The 21113-nt window shown below is 66.0% G+C and carries 35 protein-coding genes and 1 tRNA gene; 26 read left to right on the forward strand and 10 right to left on the reverse strand.

Features of this window, described 5'->3' with window-relative positions:
* The 9 genes from JNN06_RS03275 to JNN06_RS03315 form a co-directional block, all read left to right on the forward strand.
* On the forward strand, positions 1-190 hold a 190-nt coding region (locus JNN06_RS03275), incomplete at its 5' end, for a hypothetical protein (protein ID WP_291238169.1).
* Positions 187-783 (forward strand): recombinase family protein, encoded by a 597-nt coding sequence (locus JNN06_RS03280; RefSeq protein WP_291238170.1) that lies wholly within the window; start codon positions 187-189, stop codon positions 781-783. The genes JNN06_RS03275 and JNN06_RS03280, both read left to right, overlap by 4 nt.
* Positions 780-1358: a hypothetical protein gene (locus JNN06_RS03285; RefSeq protein WP_291238171.1), complete on the forward strand. Its 579-nt coding sequence runs from the start codon at positions 780-782 to the stop codon at positions 1356-1358. The genes JNN06_RS03280 and JNN06_RS03285 overlap by 4 nt, the downstream gene beginning before the upstream one ends.
* A complete protein-coding gene (locus tag JNN06_RS03290; RefSeq protein ID WP_291238172.1) occupies positions 1358-1525 on the forward strand; it encodes a hypothetical protein in 168 nt (55 codons plus the stop codon). Before JNN06_RS03285 ends, JNN06_RS03290 begins: the two co-directional genes overlap by 1 nt.
* The gene (locus JNN06_RS03295; RefSeq protein ID WP_291238173.1) at positions 1512-1760 is read left to right on the forward strand and encodes a hypothetical protein; all 249 of its coding nucleotides are present in this window, start codon (positions 1512-1514) and stop codon (positions 1758-1760) included. Before JNN06_RS03290 ends, JNN06_RS03295 begins: the two co-directional genes overlap by 14 nt.
* 162 nt (positions 1761-1922) lie before the next feature.
* Positions 1923-2639: a hypothetical protein gene (locus tag JNN06_RS03300; protein WP_291238174.1), complete on the forward strand. Its 717-nt coding sequence runs from the start codon at positions 1923-1925 to the stop codon at positions 2637-2639.
* A 2-nt stretch (positions 2640-2641) separates the two neighbouring features.
* Positions 2642-2929, forward strand: a complete 288-nt coding sequence (locus JNN06_RS03305; RefSeq protein ID WP_291238175.1) for a hypothetical protein — start codon at positions 2642-2644, stop codon at positions 2927-2929.
* Entirely contained in the window at positions 2926-3120 is a 195-nt protein-coding gene (locus JNN06_RS03310; protein ID WP_291238176.1) for a hypothetical protein, read from the forward strand. Before JNN06_RS03305 ends, JNN06_RS03310 begins: the two co-directional genes overlap by 4 nt.
* Positions 3120-3494, forward strand: a complete 375-nt coding sequence (locus JNN06_RS03315) for a hypothetical protein (RefSeq protein WP_291238177.1) — start codon at positions 3120-3122, stop codon at positions 3492-3494. The genes JNN06_RS03310 and JNN06_RS03315 overlap by 1 nt, the downstream gene beginning before the upstream one ends.
* A 41-nt stretch (positions 3495-3535) precedes the next feature.
* Here JNN06_RS03315 and JNN06_RS03320 read toward each other — a convergent pair whose 3' ends face one another.
* Positions 3536-3898 (reverse strand): hypothetical protein, encoded by a 363-nt coding sequence (locus tag JNN06_RS03320; protein WP_291238178.1) that lies wholly within the window; start codon positions 3896-3898, stop codon positions 3536-3538.
* 436 nt (positions 3899-4334) lie between these two features.
* Between JNN06_RS03320 and JNN06_RS03325 the strand changes: the two genes are divergently transcribed.
* The 4 genes from JNN06_RS03325 to JNN06_RS03340 all read left to right on the forward strand — a co-directional run bounded on the left by JNN06_RS03325 (position 4335) and on the right by JNN06_RS03340 (position 6197).
* Complete coding sequence (locus JNN06_RS03325; RefSeq protein WP_291238179.1) at positions 4335-4691, forward strand: hypothetical protein; 357 nt, start codon at positions 4335-4337, stop codon at positions 4689-4691.
* Complete coding sequence (locus JNN06_RS03330) at positions 4688-5227, forward strand: ImmA/IrrE family metallo-endopeptidase (protein WP_291238180.1); 540 nt, start codon at positions 4688-4690, stop codon at positions 5225-5227. The genes JNN06_RS03325 and JNN06_RS03330 overlap by 4 nt, the downstream gene beginning before the upstream one ends.
* A gap of 333 nt (positions 5228-5560) precedes the next feature.
* Positions 5561-5722, forward strand: a complete 162-nt coding sequence (locus tag JNN06_RS03335) for a hypothetical protein (protein ID WP_291238181.1) — start codon at positions 5561-5563, stop codon at positions 5720-5722.
* 70 nt (positions 5723-5792) lie between these two features.
* Positions 5793-6197 carry a hypothetical protein gene (locus JNN06_RS03340; protein ID WP_291238182.1) on the forward strand — a complete coding sequence of 135 codons (405 nt, stop codon included), beginning with the start codon at positions 5793-5795 and terminating at the stop codon, positions 6195-6197.
* Positions 6198-6275: 78 nt separating this feature from the next.
* On the opposite strand, the gene JNN06_RS03345 is transcribed toward JNN06_RS03340, so the two are convergent.
* Positions 6276-6350 (reverse strand) — tRNA-Thr (locus tag JNN06_RS03345).
* A gap of 272 nt (positions 6351-6622) precedes the next feature.
* On the opposite strand from JNN06_RS03345, the gene JNN06_RS03350 reads away from it, so the two are divergent.
* From JNN06_RS03350 to JNN06_RS03380, 7 genes are all read left to right on the forward strand, one after another.
* Entirely contained in the window at positions 6623-6808 is a 186-nt protein-coding gene (locus JNN06_RS03350) for a hypothetical protein (protein WP_291238183.1), read from the forward strand.
* 9 nt (positions 6809-6817) lie between these two features.
* Entirely contained in the window at positions 6818-8089 is a 1272-nt protein-coding gene (murA, locus tag JNN06_RS03355) for a UDP-N-acetylglucosamine 1-carboxyvinyltransferase (protein WP_291238184.1), read from the forward strand.
* Positions 8086-8562 (forward strand): DUF2948 family protein, encoded by a 477-nt coding sequence (locus JNN06_RS03360; RefSeq protein ID WP_291238185.1) that lies wholly within the window; start codon positions 8086-8088, stop codon positions 8560-8562. Before murA ends, JNN06_RS03360 begins: the two co-directional genes overlap by 4 nt.
* A 160-nt stretch (positions 8563-8722) precedes the next feature.
* Positions 8723-10030 (forward strand): histidinol dehydrogenase, encoded by a 1308-nt coding sequence (hisD, locus tag JNN06_RS03365; protein WP_291238186.1) that lies wholly within the window; start codon positions 8723-8725, stop codon positions 10028-10030.
* 52 nt (positions 10031-10082) lie between these two features.
* A complete protein-coding gene (locus JNN06_RS03370) occupies positions 10083-10562 on the forward strand; it encodes a UPF0262 family protein (RefSeq protein WP_291238187.1) in 480 nt (159 codons plus the stop codon).
* A gap of 65 nt (positions 10563-10627) precedes the next feature.
* The gene (locus tag JNN06_RS03375; RefSeq protein ID WP_291238188.1) at positions 10628-11035 is read left to right on the forward strand and encodes a low molecular weight phosphatase family protein; all 408 of its coding nucleotides are present in this window, start codon (positions 10628-10630) and stop codon (positions 11033-11035) included.
* Positions 11036-11058: 23 nt separating this feature from the next.
* Positions 11059-11784, forward strand: a complete 726-nt coding sequence (locus JNN06_RS03380) for a C13 family peptidase (RefSeq protein ID WP_291238189.1) — start codon at positions 11059-11061, stop codon at positions 11782-11784.
* Here JNN06_RS03380 and JNN06_RS03385 read toward each other — a convergent pair.
* Complete coding sequence (locus JNN06_RS03385) at positions 11781-12182, reverse strand: helix-turn-helix domain-containing protein (RefSeq protein WP_291238190.1); 402 nt, start codon at positions 12180-12182, stop codon at positions 11781-11783. The two genes, JNN06_RS03380 and JNN06_RS03385, sit on opposite strands and share 4 nt — an antisense overlap.
* A 96-nt stretch (positions 12183-12278) precedes the next feature.
* On the opposite strand from JNN06_RS03385, the gene JNN06_RS03390 reads away from it, so the two are divergent.
* From JNN06_RS03390 to JNN06_RS03400, 3 genes are all read left to right on the forward strand, one after another.
* Complete coding sequence (locus tag JNN06_RS03390; protein WP_291238191.1) at positions 12279-13124, forward strand: SDR family oxidoreductase; 846 nt, start codon at positions 12279-12281, stop codon at positions 13122-13124.
* Between the two features lie 95 nt (positions 13125-13219).
* Complete coding sequence (locus JNN06_RS03395; protein WP_291238192.1) at positions 13220-13618, forward strand: ketosteroid isomerase-related protein; 399 nt, start codon at positions 13220-13222, stop codon at positions 13616-13618.
* Positions 13615-14205: a GNAT family N-acetyltransferase gene (locus JNN06_RS03400; RefSeq protein ID WP_291238193.1), complete on the forward strand. Its 591-nt coding sequence runs from the start codon at positions 13615-13617 to the stop codon at positions 14203-14205. Before JNN06_RS03395 ends, JNN06_RS03400 begins: the two co-directional genes overlap by 4 nt.
* On the opposite strand, the gene JNN06_RS03405 is transcribed toward JNN06_RS03400, so the two are convergent.
* Genes JNN06_RS03405 through JNN06_RS03420 form a run of 4 tightly spaced genes read right to left on the reverse strand, consistent with a single transcriptional unit; the run spans position 14175 to position 17605 of the window.
* Complete coding sequence (locus JNN06_RS03405) at positions 14175-15335, reverse strand: TIGR03862 family flavoprotein (protein ID WP_291238194.1); 1161 nt, start codon at positions 15333-15335, stop codon at positions 14175-14177. The two genes, JNN06_RS03400 and JNN06_RS03405, sit on opposite strands and share 31 nt — an antisense overlap.
* On the reverse strand, positions 15332-16636 hold the full coding sequence (locus JNN06_RS03410) for a mechanosensitive ion channel domain-containing protein (protein WP_291238195.1): 1305 nt from the start codon (positions 16634-16636) through the stop codon (positions 15332-15334). The genes JNN06_RS03405 and JNN06_RS03410 overlap by 4 nt, the downstream gene beginning before the upstream one ends.
* The gene (locus JNN06_RS03415; RefSeq protein WP_291238196.1) at positions 16636-17340 is read right to left on the reverse strand and encodes a hypothetical protein; all 705 of its coding nucleotides are present in this window, start codon (positions 17338-17340) and stop codon (positions 16636-16638) included. Before JNN06_RS03415 ends, JNN06_RS03410 begins: the two co-directional genes overlap by 1 nt.
* Positions 17312-17605 (reverse strand): hypothetical protein, encoded by a 294-nt coding sequence (locus tag JNN06_RS03420; protein ID WP_291238197.1) that lies wholly within the window; start codon positions 17603-17605, stop codon positions 17312-17314. Before JNN06_RS03420 ends, JNN06_RS03415 begins: the two co-directional genes overlap by 29 nt.
* A 172-nt stretch (positions 17606-17777) precedes the next feature.
* On the opposite strand from JNN06_RS03420, the gene JNN06_RS03425 reads away from it, so the two are divergent.
* Both JNN06_RS03425 and JNN06_RS03430 read left to right on the forward strand, forming a co-directional pair.
* On the forward strand, positions 17778-17939 hold the full coding sequence (locus JNN06_RS03425; RefSeq protein ID WP_291238198.1) for a hypothetical protein: 162 nt from the start codon (positions 17778-17780) through the stop codon (positions 17937-17939).
* A gap of 39 nt (positions 17940-17978) precedes the next feature.
* Positions 17979-18752: an alpha/beta fold hydrolase gene (locus JNN06_RS03430; protein WP_291238199.1), complete on the forward strand. Its 774-nt coding sequence runs from the start codon at positions 17979-17981 to the stop codon at positions 18750-18752.
* Between the two features lie 11 nt (positions 18753-18763).
* On the opposite strand, the gene JNN06_RS03435 is transcribed toward JNN06_RS03430, so the two are convergent.
* The 3 genes from JNN06_RS03435 to ychF form a co-directional block, all read right to left on the reverse strand.
* Positions 18764-19273 carry a cytochrome b/b6 domain-containing protein gene (locus JNN06_RS03435; protein ID WP_291238200.1) on the reverse strand — a complete coding sequence of 170 codons (510 nt, stop codon included), beginning with the start codon at positions 19271-19273 and terminating at the stop codon, positions 18764-18766.
* Positions 19274-19347: 74 nt separating this feature from the next.
* On the reverse strand, positions 19348-19527 hold the full coding sequence (locus tag JNN06_RS03440; RefSeq protein WP_291238201.1) for a CTP synthetase: 180 nt from the start codon (positions 19525-19527) through the stop codon (positions 19348-19350).
* A 190-nt stretch (positions 19528-19717) separates the two neighbouring features.
* Positions 19718-20815 carry a redox-regulated ATPase YchF gene (gene ychF / locus JNN06_RS03445; protein WP_291238202.1) on the reverse strand — a complete coding sequence of 366 codons (1098 nt, stop codon included), beginning with the start codon at positions 20813-20815 and terminating at the stop codon, positions 19718-19720.
* Between the two features lie 141 nt (positions 20816-20956).
* On the opposite strand from ychF, the gene JNN06_RS03450 reads away from it, so the two are divergent.
* Positions 20957-21113: tryptophan synthase subunit alpha (locus JNN06_RS03450; RefSeq protein WP_291238203.1), on the forward strand; the 157-nt coding region annotated here is incomplete at its 3' end.

Below are 21113 nucleotides of genomic sequence, written 5' to 3' on the forward strand. Positions count from 1 at the left end.
CCACGACCCTGAATATCACTGGACGGCAATCCTCCTGTTCGGGCGCGGCCACATCCTCGCAATCACCGGCGACGGGACCGCTGTCGAGGTTAACCTGAGCGGGGTGCTTCTGGGCGAGCGCCGCCACCGTGTCGTCACCGCCGTTTCCCCTGACGGGTTCACGGTCAACCTTTCGGAGGACGCAGCATGACTCGCCGCGCAGCAATCTACGCCCGCGTCTCGACCGGGGGCCAATTCCTTGAAAACCAGTTGAGGGAGCTTCGGGCCGTGTCCGAACGTGCAGGCTGGGCAATCGCCGCCGAATATGTTGACACGGCATCCGGTGCGACGGCGAAGCGCCCGGGGCTGGCACAGATGCTTGCCGATGCTGCCCGCAGGAAGTTCGACACCATCCTCGTTTGGGACGTTTCCCGGCTCGCCCGCTCACTCCGCGACCTCGTGGTTACATTCGAGACGTTGCGCGCCCTGAAAATCGACCTCGTTATCCACCAGTCCGGCATCGACACGCAGACGCCCGCTGGCATCGCTATGATGCAGATGAGTGGAGTATTCGCTCAATTCGAGCGGGCCATGATAGTCGAGCGCACGAAGGCCGGGATGGCCCGTGCACGGGCGCGCGGGGCGCAGATCGGCGGCAAACCCACCGGCGACGGAACGGTGGCGGCGATCCGGTCCCTTCGCGCCTCGGGCCTTTCCATGGACCGCATCGCCCGTGACCTCAAGATCGGCAAGGGCGTCAGTCAGCGGGTATGTCAGGCCTATGACCGGGAGCAGCGGGGATGAAGAAGCCCGACCTCCCGTCCCGCCGCGTCGTGGATGCCCTCGGCAAGAGTGAGATCGTTGTGACCCCGACCGGCCTCGGCATTGTCGAGGAACTGGCCGCGCGCGGCTGTTCGGTCGTGACGATCTCCGCCGCCATCGGCGTGAACAAGGAGACGTTCCTGCACATCCGCCGTCGCGATCCTGCCGTGGAGGACGCATTCGAGCGGGGTCGCGCCCGCGAACACGACCGGCTGGTGGCAAACCTGAACACCGCCGCCGCGTCTGGCAATGTCGTCGCCTCCATCTTCCTGCTGCGCGCTCGGCACGGATACCAGTCGGGCGAGGGGATCGACGTGAATGTGAACGTCCAGACCGGCGGGGTGCTGGTGATCCCGGCGGAGGTCACGGTCGAACAGTATCTGGCGCAGAAGCGGGCTGAGGGCGACATGGTGGACATTACGCCGGTCGCCCGGCCCGCGCTCTACCCCGGGCATGTGCTGCCCGAGGCAGAGCCTGCACCATTCGCGCCCAGCCGCCCCGCGCCGTCCGGCACCACGCTCGCGCCGATCCCCGGCAGAACGACGCGGGGGGACTGATGCGCGCCCTGATCCTGATCCTCGGGCTTGCCGCCTGCGCACCCCTGCCGCCCACGGCCATCACGCCGACAGAGGCCACCGGACTGGCGATGCTGCATCAGCTTCGCGCCGCTGATCCCTGCACCCACGACCTGATCTGTTCGGGGGTGCGGCATGGCCGAAACTGAGACCATCCACGAGGTCTATGCCAATGCCGCCGGGCTCCTCCGCGCCCACGGCTTCTATGCCGCCGCCCGGGCAGAGCCGCCCGCCATCATCACCGATGCTGGCGCGGTCATGGTCGGGTTCTCTGTTGGGCAGGTCGCTATTGACCCCGAGCCTTATCTGCCGAACCGCTTTGCACCCGGCGGCAAGGCCCCGGGGACGCACGGGCGGCTTTGGGCGTGGTCGGTGGATCCCTGACCCCACGCCGACCTACAGCCAGCCCGCGCGGCAATTCTGATGGGTCTGCGGCCAACCCACTGAACAACAATGAATACTGGTCGCCGCCGTGGTGGCCGGGCGCGTATCCTCTCCGCATCAAGGGCCGCAATGGCGCGGCCCGGTGCAAGCAAGGAGCGCACGATGGCGGAACCCGCCCATGACCTCACCCCACCCATCCCGTTCAGCAACACCCCGGCGCTTGCGACTGCCGATGTGATCTCGCTTGCCGAGGTCGCAGCCAAGCGCGCGGCGAAATTCGCGGCCATGATCGACACCTTGGAGGCAGGACCTGCCGCCCGTGCCGCTGAGGTGGGCCGGAGCCTTGAGAATGTCGGGATGCCGAGGCGCGACGTTGAAGCCGCCGTCGCCAAGGCCCAGGCTGCGGCGCGCACAGAGGTCGCCAGGAACAGCGCCGATGCCCGCTGGGGCGCGATCAGGGAACTGGTCACATCGGCTGAAAGCCTCGACACCACGGCTGCCCTCTGGGCATCCCCCGTCACCGTCCTGTCTCGGGCCGGTCTGGGCACCGACGAGCGGACCAACTTCATGCGTCAGCTTGAGGGGGCCGGTGCAGTCGAGTTGACCAACATGGCCGTCCACGCCGCCGCGACGGGCAACAAGGTGCTGGGCGCGGCCATCATCTCGATCATCGACCGGATGCCCCGGAAGGACCGCCCGTTCAGCGCTGCCGAGCTTGCCGACAAGCTGGTCGGGCCGGAGACCAAGGCCGTGAACGATGCCATCGCCGCCATCCGCAATGCGGCGCAGCGCGCCATCGTCCGCAACCGCGAGTTTGAACAGCGGCGCGTCAACCCCATTGACCGGGTCAAGATGGCCCTGAACAACAAGGAAGCCTGACCATGCCGCTCTACCTGATCCGCCGCCCGAATGACAACGCCACCGCCGAACCGCTGCGCAACAGCGCGGGCCTGCACTCCGCCCTGATCTCTGCGGCCAGCCCCGCCGCCGCCATCACCGCCGCCAACGCCCTTGCCGCCGCGCGCGGCGCTGGGGTTGGCGCCTTCGCCGGCACCGGCTGGGTGACGACCAACATTGCCACGACCCCGGGCGGTCTGCACGTTGACTGCGTGTTCGATGGCGACCCCATCAACATCCGGGGCATGGACCGGGGAGGTAACCCGGCATGACCAAGCTGATCCTCCACCCCTTCGACGCGCCCGCGCCCGAGGCGGTTGAAGCCGACATTGACGATGTGGCCGCAGCCGCAGAGGCTGACGGCCTGCTGCCCGGCGACGTGGTGGCACTGGTGGTTGAGGAGGGAGCGCCATGGCCGCCCAAGGACCTGGCGGCCCATGCAGGCCCGAGGCGGGGGCAGTGATGGACGCGCAACAGACAGCCGCAGCCGAGTGGATCGTCTCGGGATACCACGTCCTTCTGTCGGACGACCTGCGCCTCGCCCACGCCGCGATGCTGGAACACGCGAACGCGCACAATGACGACTTCTGGCCTCGGGGCCGCGACGTTGTCAGGTTCGCACGGTTTTACCGCGTGTCTGCATCCGCGCTGGGCGGGCTGGTGGGCCTGTTGCCATACCGCGTCGGGCGGCGCAGGGTATGGGTGGATGCGGCACGGGTGCCTGACCTCGCCCGGCGTGTCGGCATGGACGCCTTCGGGCGCGAGGCCATGGTGTCCTTCGGCATCTTCTGCGCAGCCGCCGACACGCTGGCGCGCGAGGCCGCGACCTTGCATTGAGGCAAGGCCCCCGGGTTTGACGCCGGGGGCCTTGTTGCGCTTCAGTGAGGGACGCCCGTTTCGTTCAGTTGAAACAGGACCTGCATCACCTCGTGGGGAACACGGGACCGATCCGGGGCCAGCGCGTCCAGCGCCGCCACGGCATCCCGGACAAGCAGCATCTCCCCCTGTGGCAGGTCATCCAGCGTAAACCGCTCCAGCATAAAGCTGAAGTTGCCACAGAGCGTTGCAATGAACCGGCTGCGGTCCATCGGCTTGTCATCGCCGCGCCACTGTTCCAGCGCAAGCGCGGCAAGGTCCGTCAGCACCATCGCCGGGATGTCCGCATCGACGTTCCCGGGCACGTCCGTGTCCCTGATTTCAGCGCTCGCGCGCCGCAGGTCCCTGACAAGTTTGTTCTTCATGTTCGTCACCTCTGTTTCCCCGGATGCGTGATTGCCCCGGCGGTGAGGTGACATTGGCAGAGCCCGTGCCTGCTGTCGGTCGCGGCAATCGGGCCTGAATCCGGGGGTGAATGCCGCTACACGGCCACCCCGTTGGGGACCGGCAGACGGGTGCGGATCGGACGGCGAAAAGTCCCCACCGAAACTGGGATGCGTCGTGCCAATTCGGCTTGGCCCCTGCGGGGTGAGCCGATCCCCAGCCCGATCTGTTAACGCCACGCCCTCTGTGACCACTGCCCACATCCCGTAGCAAAGCATTGCACGGCAACCATCTCTGGTGTATCCTCTGCGCCACGAGGGTTGAATTGAAACACCTCGGAGGGCGAAAAAATTAACCTAGCCGGTTGAAAGCCTGAACCCGAAGCCCCATCTGTGCTGGAGACCCAAGGAGGCTACCATGACCACTGAAATCGGAAAGGAGCTGCGGAAACTGCGAATTGATCGGGATGAGCGCCTGTTGGACATGTCCGAACGTTTGGAAAAGTCGTCGGCCTTCATCTCCGCTGTCGAACGCGGGACCAAGACACCCCCTAGCGGCTTTGAGGACCTTGTCATCAAAGCCTACCAACTGGCGGGTGATGCCGCCGCTGCCATGCGCCGCGCCGCTGACCGCTCGCGCAAGGCTTTCACTGTTGAGGCCCAGTCGGCACTTGCGAGGGACACGGCAGGCCTGATGGCGCGCCGGATGAACTCACTGTCCGACGATGACCTCAAGAGCATCTTTGAAATCCTCAGCAAGAAGGACAAACAATGAGCGTGGGTGATGATTTTAAGGTGCCGCCCCTCAGTTGGGCGGCCATCGGATCGAAGGCGGATCGGTTCCGAAAGCAGTTCGGGCTTGACGCCTACCCCCAAGTCCCTGTCATCGAACTGATCGAACAGGTCTTGGACTATCAGCTTGGCCTCGTTCGCTTCGAGGTGGGCAGTCGCAAGGAGATGGGGCGGGCCGAAGGCTACACCTGCCCCAATGGCGAGTTTATCATGCTGCGCGAAGATGTTTACGAGGGGGTGTGCGCCGGGGAGGGCCGGGCGAGATTTACCGCCGCCCACGAACTCGGGCACTGGCACATGCACACAAACATTCCGCTGGCACGGGCGAAGCAGGGCGACGGCACGAAGCCGTTCTGCCTTGCCGAGCCGCAGGCCAACCAGTTCGCCGCGCAGTTCTTGATGCCGCAAGGCTTCATCTTCCCTACAGATGGGGAGCATGACCTGATGGACCGTTTTGGGGTCTCTTGGGACGCAGCACAGCGCCGCTTGCGCTGGCTGCGCGACAACGGGAGGCTCTAACGAAAGAAGGCTCAGGTTGCACCCCGAGCCTCCAGCTTTCTGTATCAGTGCATGAGGGGCTCGACGATGCAGAGCCGACCCAGCGCCAAATCCAGTTTCTTCGCAGGACAGGATAATAGGCGCGCTCTTTGGGTTTGGCAAGATACGCCCCGCCGAAGGACTGACGACCATGGCTGACCGCATTCAGGTTCCGCCTGGCTTCCGTTTGGTGTTCCGCCCCTGGCGGACCTGCCCGACCACTGGCCAGCGCATCTACGCCAAGATGTATGGCTTCCGGGCGTGGCCTATTCTGATCCCGGAATAAGCCGCCCACCCAAAAGAACGGGAGGTGCGATGAGCGCGCCTCCCATCCTCAACGCAAAAGTGAAAGTCCAGAAGATGAAATCGAAAACGTTCAAGATTGGCCGCAGCGCCTCGACGGGCCGCTTCACCACGGTGAAGGTCGCCACGCAGCGCAAGTCCACGCATGTCGTGGAGACCATCAAGAAGAAGTAACCCCGGCATGGCGAAGTCGCCGTGCCTTGCGAGAGCGCTCGTGGGGCACGGCACTCCCAAGGAGAGCAAGATGGTAGAATACATTGACCTGCCGCCCGAGGCGGCTGCGCTGATCCAGCGCCAGTATGACATCGACCGCGCCGACGCCGGGCAGAAAGCCCCGGTCTCAGGCTTCCGCTACCGGGGCGTTCAGATTGAGAGCCGCTGGTCGGTGCTGACCGAACTCAACACGATGCGCCGGATCATCGACGCGATGCCCGAACTGATGGCGCGCCGCCTTGAATCCGTCTGGTGCGATTCAAACGCAGGGGCCTGCTACATCGTAACCGTTCGGCCCGGGCTCTGGGCGCCAGACCTCCGCTGGGCAATCGCCGACGCGGCGATGGAGGCGGGCGGCGGCCACAACGGCATCATGGTCGAGGCTGACGGCGGCAACGGTTGCCACATCGACCCGGACTGGGGTGAGCCCTTCTGAGTCGCCCGGGGGTAACGCGGGGTAACAGTCGGCAGCCGCCACCATATCCACCTAACTGCTTGATTTCCTTGGGAGGGATGGTGCTGTGAGAGAGGATTGAACTCTCGACCTCTCCCTTACCAAGGGAGTGCTCTACCACTGAGCTACCACAGCCGCCTTCTTTCCAGATAGCTACCCCGGGCGTTACCCCGGGTCAAGCGGGCTCTGGAAAAGCCCTTAGTTCTCTGCCGCTTAGCTCACCAGAGCCTCCCCTTACCAAGGGAGTGCTCTACCACTGAGCTACTGCAGCACTTTCGCCGTTGGGCGGGGCCTTTCGGCCAGTGCGTCGGCTTGTTCTTGCCGGGCGTGGCGGGGATTTAGACGTATTCGCCGACGGGTGCAAGCGCAATCTGGACCCTTTTTTGCTCCTAGGCTAACAGAGGGGCATGACAGATGATGCAATGCCTCCGAAAACTGCCGTTTCGCCCAAGGATGCAAGGCCGCGCAAGGCCGCAGCCGGGGCGGAAAAAACGCGCGAGGACCGGCTGAAGGCGGCGCTCAAGGCCAATATGGCGCGTCGCAAGGCGCAGGCGCGGGCGCGATCTGCGTCTGACAACAACGAGAAAGAGTGAGGCGGGACAATGGATTCGATTCTGGTCAAGGGCGGCGGCGAGCTGAACGGAGTGATTCCGATCGCGGGGGCGAAGAATGCCTGCCTCACGCTGATGCCCGCCACGCTGCTGACCGAAGAGCCGCTGACGCTGACCAATGCGCCGCGCCTGTCGGATATTCGCACCATGACGCAACTGCTGGGCTCGCTGGGGGCCGAGGTCTCCAGCCTGCAAGGCGGCAAGGTGCTGGCGATGTCGTCGCATGACATCCACAACCATACGGCGGATTATGACATCGTGCGCAAGATGCGCGCCTCGATCCTCGTGCTGGGGCCGATGCTGGCGCGCGATGGCCATGCCATCGTCTCGCTGCCCGGCGGCTGCGCGATTGGCGCGCGCCCGGTGGACCTGCACCTGAAAGTGTTCGAGGCCATGGGGGCCGAGCTGGACCTGCGCGACGGCTATGTGCATGCGCGCGCGCCCGGCGGGCGGCTGAACGGCGCAGTGGTGGAGTTTCCCTTCGTCTCGGTCGGGGCCACCGAAAACGCGCTGCTGGCGGCCAGCCTCGCCAAGGGCACCACGGTGCTGAAAAACGCCGCGCGCGAGCCCGAGATTGTGGATCTGGTGCAATGCCTGCGCCGGATGGGCGCGCAGATCGAGGGCGAGGGCACCAGCACCATCACCATTCAGGGCGTTGACCGGCTGGGCGGCGCCACGCATCCGGTGGTCACCGACCGGATCGAACTGGGCACCTATATGCTGGCCCCGGCAATCTGCGGCGGCGAGGTGGAATGCCTGGGCGGGCGCATGGATCTGGTCGGCGCCTTTGCCGAAAAGCTGGATGAGGCGGGGGTTTCGGTGACCGAGACCGAGCGGGGCCTCAAGGTCAGCCGCAAGAATGGCCGGGTGTCGGCGGTGAATGTGACGACCGAACCCTTCCCCGGCTTCCCGACCGACCTGCAAGCGCAGATGATGGCGCTGCTTTGCACCGCCAATGGCACCAGCGTTCTGGAGGAGAAAATCTTCGAGAATCGCTTCATGCACGCGCCCGAGCTGATCCGCATGGGCGCGCGGATCGAGGTGCATGGCGGCCATGCCACGGTGCATGGGGTGGAAAAACTGCGCGGCGCGCCGGTGATGGCCACCGACCTGCGGGCTTCCGTCTCGCTGATCCTCGCCGGGCTGGCGGCCGAGGGCGAAACCGTGGTCAGCCGGGTCTATCACCTGGATCGCGGCTATGAGCATGTCGAGGACAAGCTGGGCGCCTGCGGGGCCAAGATCGAACGGATCAAGGCGCAATGAGCGACGCAAGGTTCGAGGATGGCGGCGAGGGGCCGCTCTGGCTGGGGGCAGAGGGCGAAGAGGATCTGAAAATCCTCGCCGCGCTGGCGCAGGACGCGGTGTTCCCGATCACCGACATGACCTTTTCGCGCAAACGCCGCGAATTTGGCCTGCTGCTGAACCGCTTCCGCTGGGAAGACCGCATTCTGGCCGAACGCAATGGCCGCGGCTATGAGCGGGTGCGCTCCATGCTGCTGGTGCGCGACGTGCTGGCGGTGCGCAGCCAGGGCATCGACCGGGCCGAGCGCGACACTGTGCTGTCGCTGCTGGCGATCAGCTTTGCCCCCGGCGCCGACGGGACGGGCACGCTGACCCTGACCCTCGCCGGCGATGGGGCCATCGCGCTGGAGGTCGAGACGCTCGACCTCACCCTGCGCGACGTGACGCGCCCCTATCTGGCGCCGTCGGGCAAGGCCCCCGATCACGGGATCTGAAGATGGATATTTAAGCCAAGATGAAACCCGCATTCATCTTGGCAAAAATATCCCGGGGTCCGGGGCAGCGCCCCGGGGCTTCCGCCCTTGAGACGGCCGGGCTTGAGACGGCAGCCTAACGCCGCTATCTACTGCCCAAACCCAAGGCCGGAGCCCCGCCATGCCGCATTTCCTCAACACCCAAGATGCCGGTTTCGAGGCCGCCTTCACCGCCCTTTTGGGCATGAAGCGCGAGGATAGCCCGGATGTGGATGCGACCGTGGCGGCGATCATTGCCGATGTGCGGGCGCGGGGCGATGCGGCGGTGATCGAGCTGACCGCGCGCTTCGACCGGCTGGAGCTGACGCCCGAGACGCTGGCCTTCTCGGCGGCGGAGATCGCGGCAGAGGTTGCCAAGGTCTCGCCCGAGGATCGCGCCGCGCTGGAACTCGCGGCAGAGCGTATCCGCGATTATCACGCCCGCCAGATGCCCGAGGATGCGCAATGGCAGGATGCCAGCGGGGCCACCTTGGGCTGGCGCTGGACGCCGGTATCGGCGGCGGGGCTTTATGTGCCGGGGGGGCTGGCCTCTTACCCGTCTTCGGTGCTGATGAACGCCATTCCGGCCAAGGTGGCGGGGGTGGAGCGGCTGGCGATTGCCTGCCCGACGCCGGGCGGCGTGGTGAACCCGCTTGTGTTGCTGGCGGCGCAGCTGGCCGGGGTGGATGTGATCTATCGCATCGGCGGCGCGCAGGCGGTGGCGGCCTTGGCCTATGGCACCGAAAGCATCGCGCCGGTGGACAAGATCACCGGGCCGGGCAATGCCTTTGTCGCCGCCGCCAAACGCCGGGTGTTCGGCAAGGTGGGCATCGACATGATCGCGGGCCCTTCGGAAATCCTCGTGATTGCCGATGCCGAGAATGACCCCGACTGGATCGCGCTTGATCTGCTGAGCCAGGCCGAACATGACGAATCGGCACAGTCGATCCTCGTCACCCCGGATGCGGCTTTTGGCCGGGCGGTCGCGGCGGCGGTGGAAAAGCGGCTGGAAACGCTGGAGCGCCGCGCCATTGCGGGCGCAAGCTGGCGCGACTTCGGCGCGGTGATCGTGACGCGCGATCTGGGCGAGGCTGCCGCCCTGTCGAACCGCGTGGCGCCCGAGCATCTGGAGCTGTGTGTGGCCGACCCCGAGGGGCTCAGCCAGCAGATCACCCATGCCGGGGCGATCTTCCTGGGCCAATGGACGCCCGAGGCGATTGGCGATTATGTCGGCGGGCCGAACCATGTGCTGCCCACCGCGCGCTCGGCCCGGTTTTCCTCTGGGCTTTCGGTGCTGGATTTCGTGAAACGCACCACGCTGGCCCGCATGACCCCTGCCGCGCTGGCGGCCATCGGCCCGGCGGCGGCGCGGCTGGCGCAATCGGAAAGCCTTGAGGCGCATGGCCTCTCGGTGCAGGCGCGGCTGGATCGGCTGAACAGCGGGGCTTGATCCGCAAGGCCCGGTCGGGCATCAACGGGGGAGCCTGAAGGACCGCCCTCCCATGACCAACCGCATCTGCCATATCGAGATCGACGAAAAGGGGCTGGCCCGCGCCACGCCCGAGATCGAGCAGGAACGCCGCGTGGCGATCTTTGACCTGCTGGAGGAGAACCGCTTTGGCCTGCCGGTCCGCGAGGGGCGCGAGGTGCCGCCCGGCCCCTATCGCCTTGGCCTTGCGATCCGCGAGGGGCGCCTCGTGTTCTCCATGGCGCTGGAAGATGCCAGCCCCTTGGGTGAATTTCACCTGAGCCTCGGCCCGTTCCGGCAGGTGGTGAAGGATTATTTCCAGATCTGCGAAAGCTATTTCGACGCGGTGAAACGCTTGCCGCCCAGCCAGATCGAGGCGATCGACATGGCGCGGCGCGGCATCCACAATGAGGGCGCGCGGGTCTTGCAGGAACGGCTGGAGGGCAAGGCCGATGTGGATACCGCCACGGCGCGGCGCCTGTTCACCCTGATCTGCGTCCTGCATTGGGGTTGATCTTGGGCGGAAGATTCCCCTCCTCCGTCCTGTTCTGCTGCGATCACAACGCCGTCCGCTCGCCCATGGCGGAAGGGCTGATGAAACAACTTTACGGCCAGCGCGCCTATGTGCAATCGGCGGGCGTGCATAATGACATGGAGGTGGACGGCTTCTCGATTGCCGTCTGCAACGAGCTGGGAATCGAGATCAGCCGCCACCGCTCGCGCTCGTTCGAGGAGATGCAGGAATGGGGCGATGATCTGGGCCAGTTCGATCTGATCATCGCGCTGTCCCCGGCCAGCCAGCGGCAGGCGCTGGAGCTGACGCGGTTTTTCCATATGGATGTGGAATATTGGCCGATCATCGACCCCACGGCGATTGGTGAAACCCGCGAGGCCAAATTGCAGGCTTACCGTCAGGCGCGCGACATGATCCGGGATCGGATGATCGCGCGTTTCGGCCCGCCCTCGGAGGCGGGGCAAGATTCGTAACCGTCATCAGGGATTGGGTTTTCATGCGTTTCTTTGCTGCTTTGGCTTTTGTCTGCGCTTTGGCCGCCTGTCAGCCGGTGGCAGAGCCTGCTGCCCCTCCGGCGGGCAAGGTTCTTTATCTGGGGCAGGCGCTGTATGATGATGCGGTGTTTGACCGCGACGTTCTGGCGATGCAAGCGGCGCTGAGCCAGCATTATGGCGGGCTGGAGCGCGCGATCATCGGCGGCAATGTCTTGCCGGACATGCCGCCGCTGTCAGAGCCGGGCAAGGCGGTGGCGCAGCTGGCCGCCGAGGCGGTGGATGGCCGCGATCTGGTGGTGGTGATGCTGACCAGCCATGGCCGCCCCGGCGAAATGGCGGTCTCGCTGCCGGGCGAGGAGCCGCGTGTGCTGTCGGGGGCGCGGCTGGCGCAGATCTTGCAACCGCTGGAGAATGACCTTCAGGTGGTGATCTTGCAGGCCTGCTATTCCGGCTCGCTGATCCCGGCCCTGCGCCATCCCAACCGCATCGTGCTGACCGCGGCGCGGGCCGACCGCCCCTCGTTCGGTTGCCAGCCGGATGAGAAGAACACATGGTTCATCAAGGCTTTGTCGGCAGAGCTGGCCGCGCCCGGCTCGTGGCAATCGGTCTTTGCGCGCACCCGTGCCCGCGTGCGGGCCTATGAGGCCGCGCAGGGCATGACCAAACATTCCGAGCCGCAATCCGAGGTCGGCGCCGCTATGGCGGCGATCTGGAAGGGCCAGCGTTAAAGCGCCGGTTCGGCTTCGCGGGCGGGCTGGCCGGCGAGGATGCGCGGCAGCGCTTCCTCGATCCAGCCGGTCAGGGCGGCCAGATGCGCCCCGGCCTCGCGGCCTAGGGGCGTCAGGCTATATTCCACATGCGGCGGCACCACGTCATAGACCTGACGGTGAATAAACCCGTCGGCTTCAAGCTGTTGCAGGGTCTGGGCCAACATGCGCTCGCTCACACCGCCAATGCGGCGGCGCAGGGCGGAAAAGCGATGCGTGCCGGTCAGCAGCACCAGCATCGCCAGCGTGCCCCAGCGGCTTGTCAGATGCGACAGCACTTGCCGCGAGGGGCATTCGGCCACCAGCACATTGGCGTCGAGCTGCGAAAGGGTTTTCTGTGCATTGGTTTCGGGGGACATCTGCGCCTCTGCGGTATACTTACAAAAATGTATGCACTTCCTTTTCGTAAGTAAAGGGGGCACATCTGGGGCACAGCAAGCCAAAGGAGCTTTCAGATGACCACCGTATCCCCCGCAACCATCGCCGTCACCGGTGCCACCGGCCAGTTGGGCCGCCTTGCCATCGCCGCGCTGCAAGCGCGCGGTGCCGCGCCGATTGCGCTGGCGCGCGACCCGTCCAAAGTGACGGGCGTGGCCGCCCGCGCCTTCGATTACACCGCCCCTGATGCCGCCGCGCTGGCCGGGGTCGAGGTTCTGGTGCTGATTTCCTCGAATGATTTCAACGACCGCGCCGGGCAGCACCGCAATGTCATTGCGGCGGCCAAGGCCGCAGGGGTGAAGCGGCTGATCTATACCTCGATCCTGAAAGGCGATGCCTCGCCCATGCTGCTGACCCGGGACCATGTGGCGACCGAGGCCGCGCTGGCCACCTCCGGCCTTGCCGTCACCGTGCTGCGCAATGGCTGGTATACCGAGAATTATCTGAGCGCGCTGCCCGTCGTGCTGGAACATGGCGCCGTGCTGGGCGCCTCGGGCGAGGGGCGGGTGTCCAGCGCCAGCCGCGCCGATTATGCCGAGGCCATCGCCGTGACCGCGCTGGATGCGGCCCATGCCGGGAAAATCTATGAACTGGCGGGTGACACCTCTTACACGCTGGCCGATCTGGCCGCCGAGATTGCCGCGCAATCGGGCAAGCCGGTGCGCTTTGTGAACCTGCCGCAGGCCGAGTACACCAAGGCGCTGGAGGGTTTTGGCCTGCCTGCGGGCTTTGCGGCGGATCTGGGCGATGCCGAGACCCGCGCCGGGGAAGGCGCGCTGTTCGATGACAGCCACACCCTGTCGCGGCTGATCGGGCGCGCCACCACGCCCATGGCGGATGCAGTGCGCGCGGCGCTGGCCTGAGGTCGTTTTCGTGCCGCCTTTTGTCTGCAAAGGCATTGGCGGCACGTCACATTTCCGTAGGATGCCGCAAATCCATCCCTTCGGAGGCCCCCGGAATGACCCGCGCGACGCTTGAAACCTATTACGCCGCCTTCAATGCGGGGGATGCTGCGGGCATGTTGGCCTGCCTGACCGATGACATCGAGCATCGGGTGAATGAGGGCGGCATCCGGCGCGGCAAGGCACTGTTTGCCGAGTTCTGCTCGCATATGGGAGTCAGCTACCGCGAAACCCTGAAGGATATGGTGATCTTCGTGAACGAGGACGCCACGCGGGGCGCGGCGGAATTCGTGGTGCATGGTGAATATCTGAAAACCGATCCGGGCCTGCCCGAGGCCAAAGGGCAGAAATACATTCTGCCCGCAGGCGCGTTTTTCGACCTGCGGGATGGCAAAATCGCCCGCGTCACCACCTTCTACAACCTGCAAGACTGGGTTGCGCAGGTTTCGGCATGATCGACACGCGCGTGCTGACCGGGGCGGCGCTGGATGCAGCCCTTGACGACGTGGCGCGGCTGCGCATCGCGGTGTTCCGCGACTGGCCCTATCTTTACGACGGCTCGGTGGATTACGAGCGTGAATATCTGCAAACCTATCGCGACAGCCCCGGCGCGGTGCTGGTCGGCGCCTTTGACGGTGCGCGGCTGGTCGGGGCTGCGACCGGCACCCCGATGGAGGATCACGCGGCCGAGTTCGCAGCGCCTTTCGCCGCCGTGCCCGTGCCGATGGAGCGCATTTTCTATTGCGCCGAATCCGTGCTGTTGCCGGAATATCGCGGGCAGGGCATCGGGCATCGCTTCTTTGACGCCCGCGAGGGGCATGCCCGCGCCCTGGGCCGCAGCCATGTGGCCTTTTGCAGCGTGGTCCGGCCCGGGCATCACCCGCTGAAACCCTCGATCTATCGCAGCAATGATGCGTTTTGGGAAAAGCGCGGTTACCGGCAACTGCCCGGAATCATGGCCGAATTTTCGTGGCGCGATCTGGGCGAGGCGGCAGAGAGCAAAAAGCCGCTTCAGTTCTGGATGAGGGATTTGGCGGCCTGACGCCCGGCATGAAGCCCGGTGGCCCAGCTGGCGGTCAGCAGGTAACCGCCGGTCGGCGCCTCCCAATCCAGCATCTCGCCCGCCGCAAAGACCCCCGGCAGGGCGCGCAGCTCCAGCGCCTCGGTCAGCGCGCTGCGGGCAATGCCGCCGGCGCTGGAGATCGCCTCTTCCAGCGGGCGGGGGCCGAGATGGGGCAGGGGCAGGTGTTTCAGCAGCGCCGCCAGATCGGCAGGCAGCGGGCGGGCGAGTTCCTGCACCAAAGCCACCGCCGCCGGGGCAAGGCCCAGCTTGCGCAGCTTGTTCGCCGCCGTCTCGCCGGGTTTCAGCCGCGTGATGCGGGCGGCGAGCGCCTCGGGCGTCAGATCGGGGAACAGATCCAGCGCCAAGGGCGCACCAAGGCGCAGGTCGCGCGACAGGGCATAAATGCCGCCGCCCTCCAGCCCGCGTTCCGACAGCACGAACTCGCCCCGCAGCCGCCGCGCCCCGGCGATCAGGCAGGCCCCCTTGACCGGCTGGCCGAAATGCCGGGCCATATGGGCGCTCCATCCCATCTGGAAGCCCATATTGGCGGGGGCGAAATCGGTGATCTCCACGCCTTTTTCGCGCAGCCAGGGCAGCCAGGCGGCATCCGAGCCAAGGCGCGGCCAGCTGGCGCCGCCAAGCGCCAGCACGGTGACGGCGGGGCGAAAGGCTTGCGGACCCTCGGGCGTGTCAAAGCGCAAGGCGTCGCCCGCGAACCCGGTCCAGCGCCAGCGGGTGCGCAGCTGCACCCCCTTGCCCGCCAGACGCGCCAGCCAGGCCCGCAGCAAGGGCGAGCCTTTCATCGCCACCGGAAACACCCGGCCTGACGATCCGGTGAAGACCGGCTGGCCCAAGCCTTCGCAAAAGGCCTTCACCTGTTCGGGGCCAAACGCGCGCAGCTGAGGGGCCAGCCAATCGGTGTCGAATTGCGCGGCAAAGGCCTCTGCGCCCTCATCCTTGGTGACGTTGAGGCCCGATTTCCCGGCCATCAGGAATTTGCGCGCGGGCGAGGGCTTGGCCTCGGCCACCGTCACCGCATGGCCCGCATCGGCCAAGGCCTCCGCCGCCATCAGCCCGGCGGGCCCGGCCCCGATGACCAGCGCCTTCACGGCTTGCCCCGGCGCAATTCCACCACGCGATGCGGATAGGGCATCTCGATCCCGGCCTCTTTCAGCGCGTTCCAGATCGCGAACAGCACCGGGCTGCCAAAGCGGTTCTTGCCGTCGTCGATGCCGTTCACCCAATATTCCACCGCGAAATCCACGCTGCTTTCGCCAAAGCCGCGCAGTTCGCAATCCGGGCCATCCGGGGCTTTCAGCACGAAGGGCAGGGCGGCCACGGCGGTCTCGATGATCTCGGGCACGCGGTTGATGTCGGTCTCATAGCTGACCGAAAACGCCGCCTCATAGCGGTTGGCGCTGCCTTGGTCGGAGTAATTCACCACGCGCGAGGTGATGAAATGCTCGTTCGGGACCACGATCCATTTGCCGTCAAAGGTTTCCAGCACGCAGGCGCGGGCGGTCATCTTGACGATGGTGCCCTTTTCGCCGCCATCGAGTTCAACGTAATCGCCGACGGTGGTTTGCCCCTCCAGCAGCAGGATGATGCCCGAGACGAAATTGGCGGCGATCTGTTGCAGGCCCAGCCCTATCCCTACGCCAAGCGCGCCGCCCAGCACGGCAACGGCGGTGAGGTCGATCCCCATGATCGACATGAGCAGAAGGAAGGCCGCGCCGAAAATCGCCACTTCCGAGGCTTTCATCGCCAGTTCGCGGGTGGCCGGGCGCAGCTCGTCCTGGCGTTTGATGTAATCGGCGCTCTGGCGATTGGACCAGGTGCCCAGCCAGAACAGCAGCGAGCCCGCAATCGCCCCCCGGATCAGCGCCGCCAGCGAAAAGCGGATATTGCCCAGCGTGATCACGGTTTCTTCCAGCCGGGCGGTGGCGTCGTCCAGCAGGCCCAGCGTATAGAGCAGCATCACCGGCAGCAGCACCCAGCGGCCCAGAAACCGCAGGAACGGGTCGCGCAGCACCTGTCGCACGAACAGATGCGCGACCAGCAGCAAGGCAAGCCTTTTGCCGAAATCCAAAAGTCCGCCCGAGCCAAGCGCCTGACGGGCCAGCTCCTCGCCCGCCGCGATCAGCGCGAAGGCCAGCACCGGCCCCAGCAGCGGCAAGGCGCGCCCGGCCTGACGGCGGGCCTCGGCCAGCAGGCCACTGCCTTCGGGCGTGCAAAAGCGGCGCAGCAGGGGCGCCAGCCGCGCGGCCAGAAACCGCGCCAGCAGGAAAGCCGCGACCAGCAGGGCCAGTTGCCCCCAGCCGGCGGGCGAGGTGGCCCATCCTTGTGCGCCCTCGGCCGCCTGTGCGGCCATGCCCCGCGCCATGGTCGCGAAATCGGTCGTCTCTGCCATTACAGAACCCTGATCGTGTCTTTCTGCACCGCAAGCACATAGCCGCGCCGCGCGATGGTTTTCACCAGCAGTTCCGACACCAGTTGATTGCCAAGCGCATCGCGCAGGCGTTTCACCCGCGTGGCCCCCGCCGCCTCGTCGCAATCGGGTTCGGGGCGGCCCGAGATCACCGCCTCGATCTGCGCGCCGGTCAGCACCTCGTCATCCATCCGCGCCTCGGCCAGCACCGACAGCGTCTCGATCGCGGCCTCGGTCAGCTGAAACTCCAGATCATTGATATAGACCGCCCGCGCCTCGCGCGAGATCAGCAGCGAGGACACGGTGATGCCCGAGCGCTGGATGGCCGAAATGCGGCGGTTCAGCGTGATGATCGTCAGCAGGAACACAAGGCAGGCCACCAGAAGCGCCGCCGAGAACACCAGCAGCACGAAGATCACCATGCGATAGCTGACCAGCACCTCCTGAAAGGTGGTGCCGGATTGGGCGATGATCTCCAGCAGGCGGATCTCGGTAAAGGTTTTCAGCGTGTCATCCGACACGAACAGCGCCTCAACCCGCGCGTTGAACGCATTGGCATCGGGCAGCGCCAGAAACAGGAACACCGCCGCCGCCGCAAGGATCACCACCACGGCGGCAATCCCCAGCGTGACTATGCGGTTGCCCGCCTTCAAACTGTCAGAAACGGAGGAAATATTCCCCGGCACTGGATTGCCTTTCGCCTAGGCCCTCGGGGCCGAAAGTGGAAATCACGCTGAGAAGTTTCCAGCCGCCCGCCCGCAGACGCGGCGCCAGTTCGGCCTTGGCCTCTTTCTTGTCGCAAGCCGAGACCTGCGCAACCCCGTAATGCAACCGCAGCGGATCATCCTGCTTGGCCTTGTAATCGGCATAGCATTCGGCCTGCGCCATGCCGGGGGCCAGCGCCGGGGCGAGGGCCAGCAAAGCGGCGAAAAGGGCGGTGCGAGGGCTCATGGGCGGCATCCTGCCTGCTGCGGGTTTGAGGGCATGATGGCCGGGGGGGCGGCAGAATACAATATCAACCGCAGGAGAAGGCGTTGTTATCCCATAGCAAAGCCGCGTTATTGCGCGGCCTCGCCCGCTTTGGCCAGCCTGCCCACAGATGACGGGCAGCGGAGGGACGCAGATGATGCAAGAGCGCAGGGCGGGCGCAAGGCAGATCGCGGTGGCCATGCTGGGCGCGCTGGTGCTGGTGGCGGGGCTGATGCTGGCGGGGATGCCGGGCGAGAGCCGGGTTTGCCAGTTGCAGCTCTCGGGGCCTTTGGCGGGCGGCTGCGCGGCGCGGTGACGGCTGGCGCCCGCGCGGCGAAGGCGTTAGGTTTGGCCCATGCTGAACACGATCCGCCACCCCGCCGCCACGCCGACCGATCTGCCGCCGATCCTCATTGCGCATGGGCTTTATGGCTCAGCCCGCAACTGGAATGTGATTGCCCGGCGCCTGTCGGAAAAGCGCGACGTGCTGGCGGTGGACATGCGCAACCATGGCGAAAGCCCGTGGTTTGACAGCCATTCCTATGCCGATCTGGCGGGGGATCTGGCGCAGGTGATCGCGGCGCATGGCGGGCAGGCCGATGTGATCGGGCATTCCATGGGGGGCAAGGCCGCGATGAAGCTGGCGCTGAGCCATCCGGGCGCGGTGCGGCGGCTGGTGGTGGCCGATATTGCGCCGGTGGCCTATCAGCATGACCAGACGCAATATATTCAGGCCATGCGCGCGATGGACCTTGCGGGCCTGTCGGCACGGGCCGAGGCCGACCGGCGGCTGGCGCTGACCGTGCCCGAGGCGCCCTTGCGGGCCTTCTTCCTGCAATCGCTGGACCTCAAGGCCGAGGGCGGGCCGCGCTGGCGGCTGAATTTCGACACGCTCGCCGCCGAGATGCCAAAGATCGTCGGCTGGCCCGATCCGCAGGGGCAGTTTGACGGGCCGACCCTGTTCCTGACCGGCGCCGAAAGCGGCTATGTGCGCCCCGAGAACCGGCCCGCGATCCGCGCGCTGTTCCCAAATGCGCATTTCGCCAAGCTGGCGGGGGCGGGGCATTGGCTGCATGCCGACCGCCCGCGCGAGTTCGAGGAGACGCTGCGGGTGTTCCTGGGCGCTTAGGCCCAAAGCGCTTAGGCCTGCGGGCGGCGCATCCGCTCCATCAGCCCGTCGCGCAGCCAGAACTGGTGCCACAGCGCCGCCGCCACATGCAGGCCGATCAGCACCAGCAGCAGGGTTTTCAGGAACTCATGCGCCTCGGCCGCCGTGGCAATGCCGCCAAACCAGGCCACGGCGCCAGAGACCGCGACCGCCACGGTGAGGATGTAAAGCGCGCCATGCACCGCCGCCGCCGCTGCCCGCAGCGCGGCCGTTTGCCCGGCCGGTGCCGGCGGCGCGTTGCGCGTCACCCGCAGGATCATGCGCCAGAAGGCAATCGCCAGCAGGGCCAGACCGGCAAAGACATGGGCGGCAACCAGCGCCGAAAGCGGCAATTCGGTCCCCTGCCGAAAGGCCCGCCAAGCCTGACCCATGGCCTCATTCGCCACGAATTGCCACAGGATCAGCCCCACGGTCACCCAATGCAGCGCGATCTGGAGGCGGGAATAGCCGGTTGAAATCTGGGGGGCTGCGTCTGGGCGCATATCGGAAATCCTTTCACCGTTGAACGGCGCAAGGCTACACGCTCAGGATGTGGAAATCCGTCGCAAAAACGACATCAGCCCGCAATTTGCCGCGCGACGAACCAGCTTGCGGGCAGCGCTGCCAAAAAGCCGACGGCTGCGGCGGCCAGAATGGCCTGCGGCGTGTCATGGCCGGTGACCAGCGCCACCACAATGCCCACGCCCATCAGCGTGGTCGAGGCCATGGAAAACAGGATCATCATCAGGCGCGTCATCTTTGTCTTTCCTTCTGCCGCATCTTGCGCCCCAGATTGCTGCAAAACCCGCCGCGCAACCTTGATGCAGGTCAAGACGCCGGGGGGCGGGCGCCCGATCCTTCGTCGAAGGATCGGGTCTGGCGGCAGCCGCTCAAGCAAAAGGCCGCCCGGTGCGGGGCGGCCTTGCGCTTGGCTCGGGTGGCAAAGGTCAGCCGTTGAACAGGAAGTGCAGCACGTCGCCGTCCTTCACCTCATAGGTCTTGCCCTCGACGCGGAACTTGCCCGCCTCCTTGGCGCCTGCCTCGCCCTTATGGGTGATGTAATCCTCATAGGCGACGGTTTCGGCGCGGATGAAGCCCTTCTCGAAATCGCCATGGATCACGCCCGCCGCCTGCGGCGCCAGCATCCCTGACAGGATCGTCCAGGCGCGGGCCTCTTTCGGGCCGACGGTGAAATAGGTGCGCAGGCCCAGCAGCTGATAGCCCGCGCGGATCAGCCGGTCGAGCCCTGCCTCGGCCAGACCCATTTCCTCCAGGAACATCGCCGCTTCCTCATCGGCCAGCTGGCTGATCTCTTCCTCGATCTTGGCCGAGATCACCACCGAGGCCGCACCCTGCCGTGCCGCCATCTCGGCCACGCGGGCGGATTGGCTATTGCCCTCGGCGGCCTTGGATTCCTCGACATTGCAGACAAACAGCACCGGTTTCGAGGTCAGCAATTGCAGCATGCGCCATTGCTTCTGGTCATCCGCCGCCACTTGCACGGTGCGGGCGGGCTTGCCCTCGTTCAGCGCCGCCAGCGCCGCGCGCAGCAGCCGGTCCTGATCCAGCGTCTCCTGATCGCCACCGCGCAGCTTTTTCGACAGGCTGGCCAGGCGGCGCTCGATCGATTCCATATCGGCCAGCATCAGCTCGGTCTCGATGGTTTCGGCATCGGCCACCGGATCAATGCGGCCCTCCACATGGGTGATGTCGCCATCTTCAAAGCAGCGCAGCACATGGGCAATCGCATCGCATTCGCGGATATTGGCAAGGAACTGGTTGCCCAGACCTTCGCCCTTCGAGGCCCCGCGCACGAGGCCCGCAATATCCACAAAGGTCATTCGCGTCGGGATGATCTGCTTGCTGCCCGCAATCGCCGCCAGCTTGTCCAGCCGGGCATCGGGCACTGCCACCTCGCCCACATTCGGCTCGATGGTGCAGAAGGGGAAGTTAGCAGCCTGCGCGGCAGCGGTGCGCGTCAGCGCGTTGAAGAGCGTGGATTTGCCGACATTCGGCAGCCCGACGATGCCCATCTTGAAGCCCATGGCGTTCCCCTTTGAAAATCTGGTCTGGCTTCTAGGCGGTCGGGGGCGGAATCGCAAGCCGGGCGCGGCGGGCGGGCTCAAGCCCCATTGATTTCCGCCCCGCTTCGCGGCACATCGGGCAGAACCAGAATGAGGACCGCCATGACCCGGATCGACGCCAAGTTTGCCGCCCTGAAGGCCGAAGGCAAAAAGGCCTTTGTCGCCTATATCATGGGGGGCGACCCGGATGTCGGCACCTCGCTGCAAGTGATGAAGGGGCTTCCGGCGGCGGGGGTGGATATCATCGAGCTGGGCATGC

The sequence above is a fragment of the Gemmobacter sp. genome (assembly GCF_016792925.1).
GTDB lineage: Bacteria > Pseudomonadota > Alphaproteobacteria > Rhodobacterales > Rhodobacteraceae > Gemmobacter.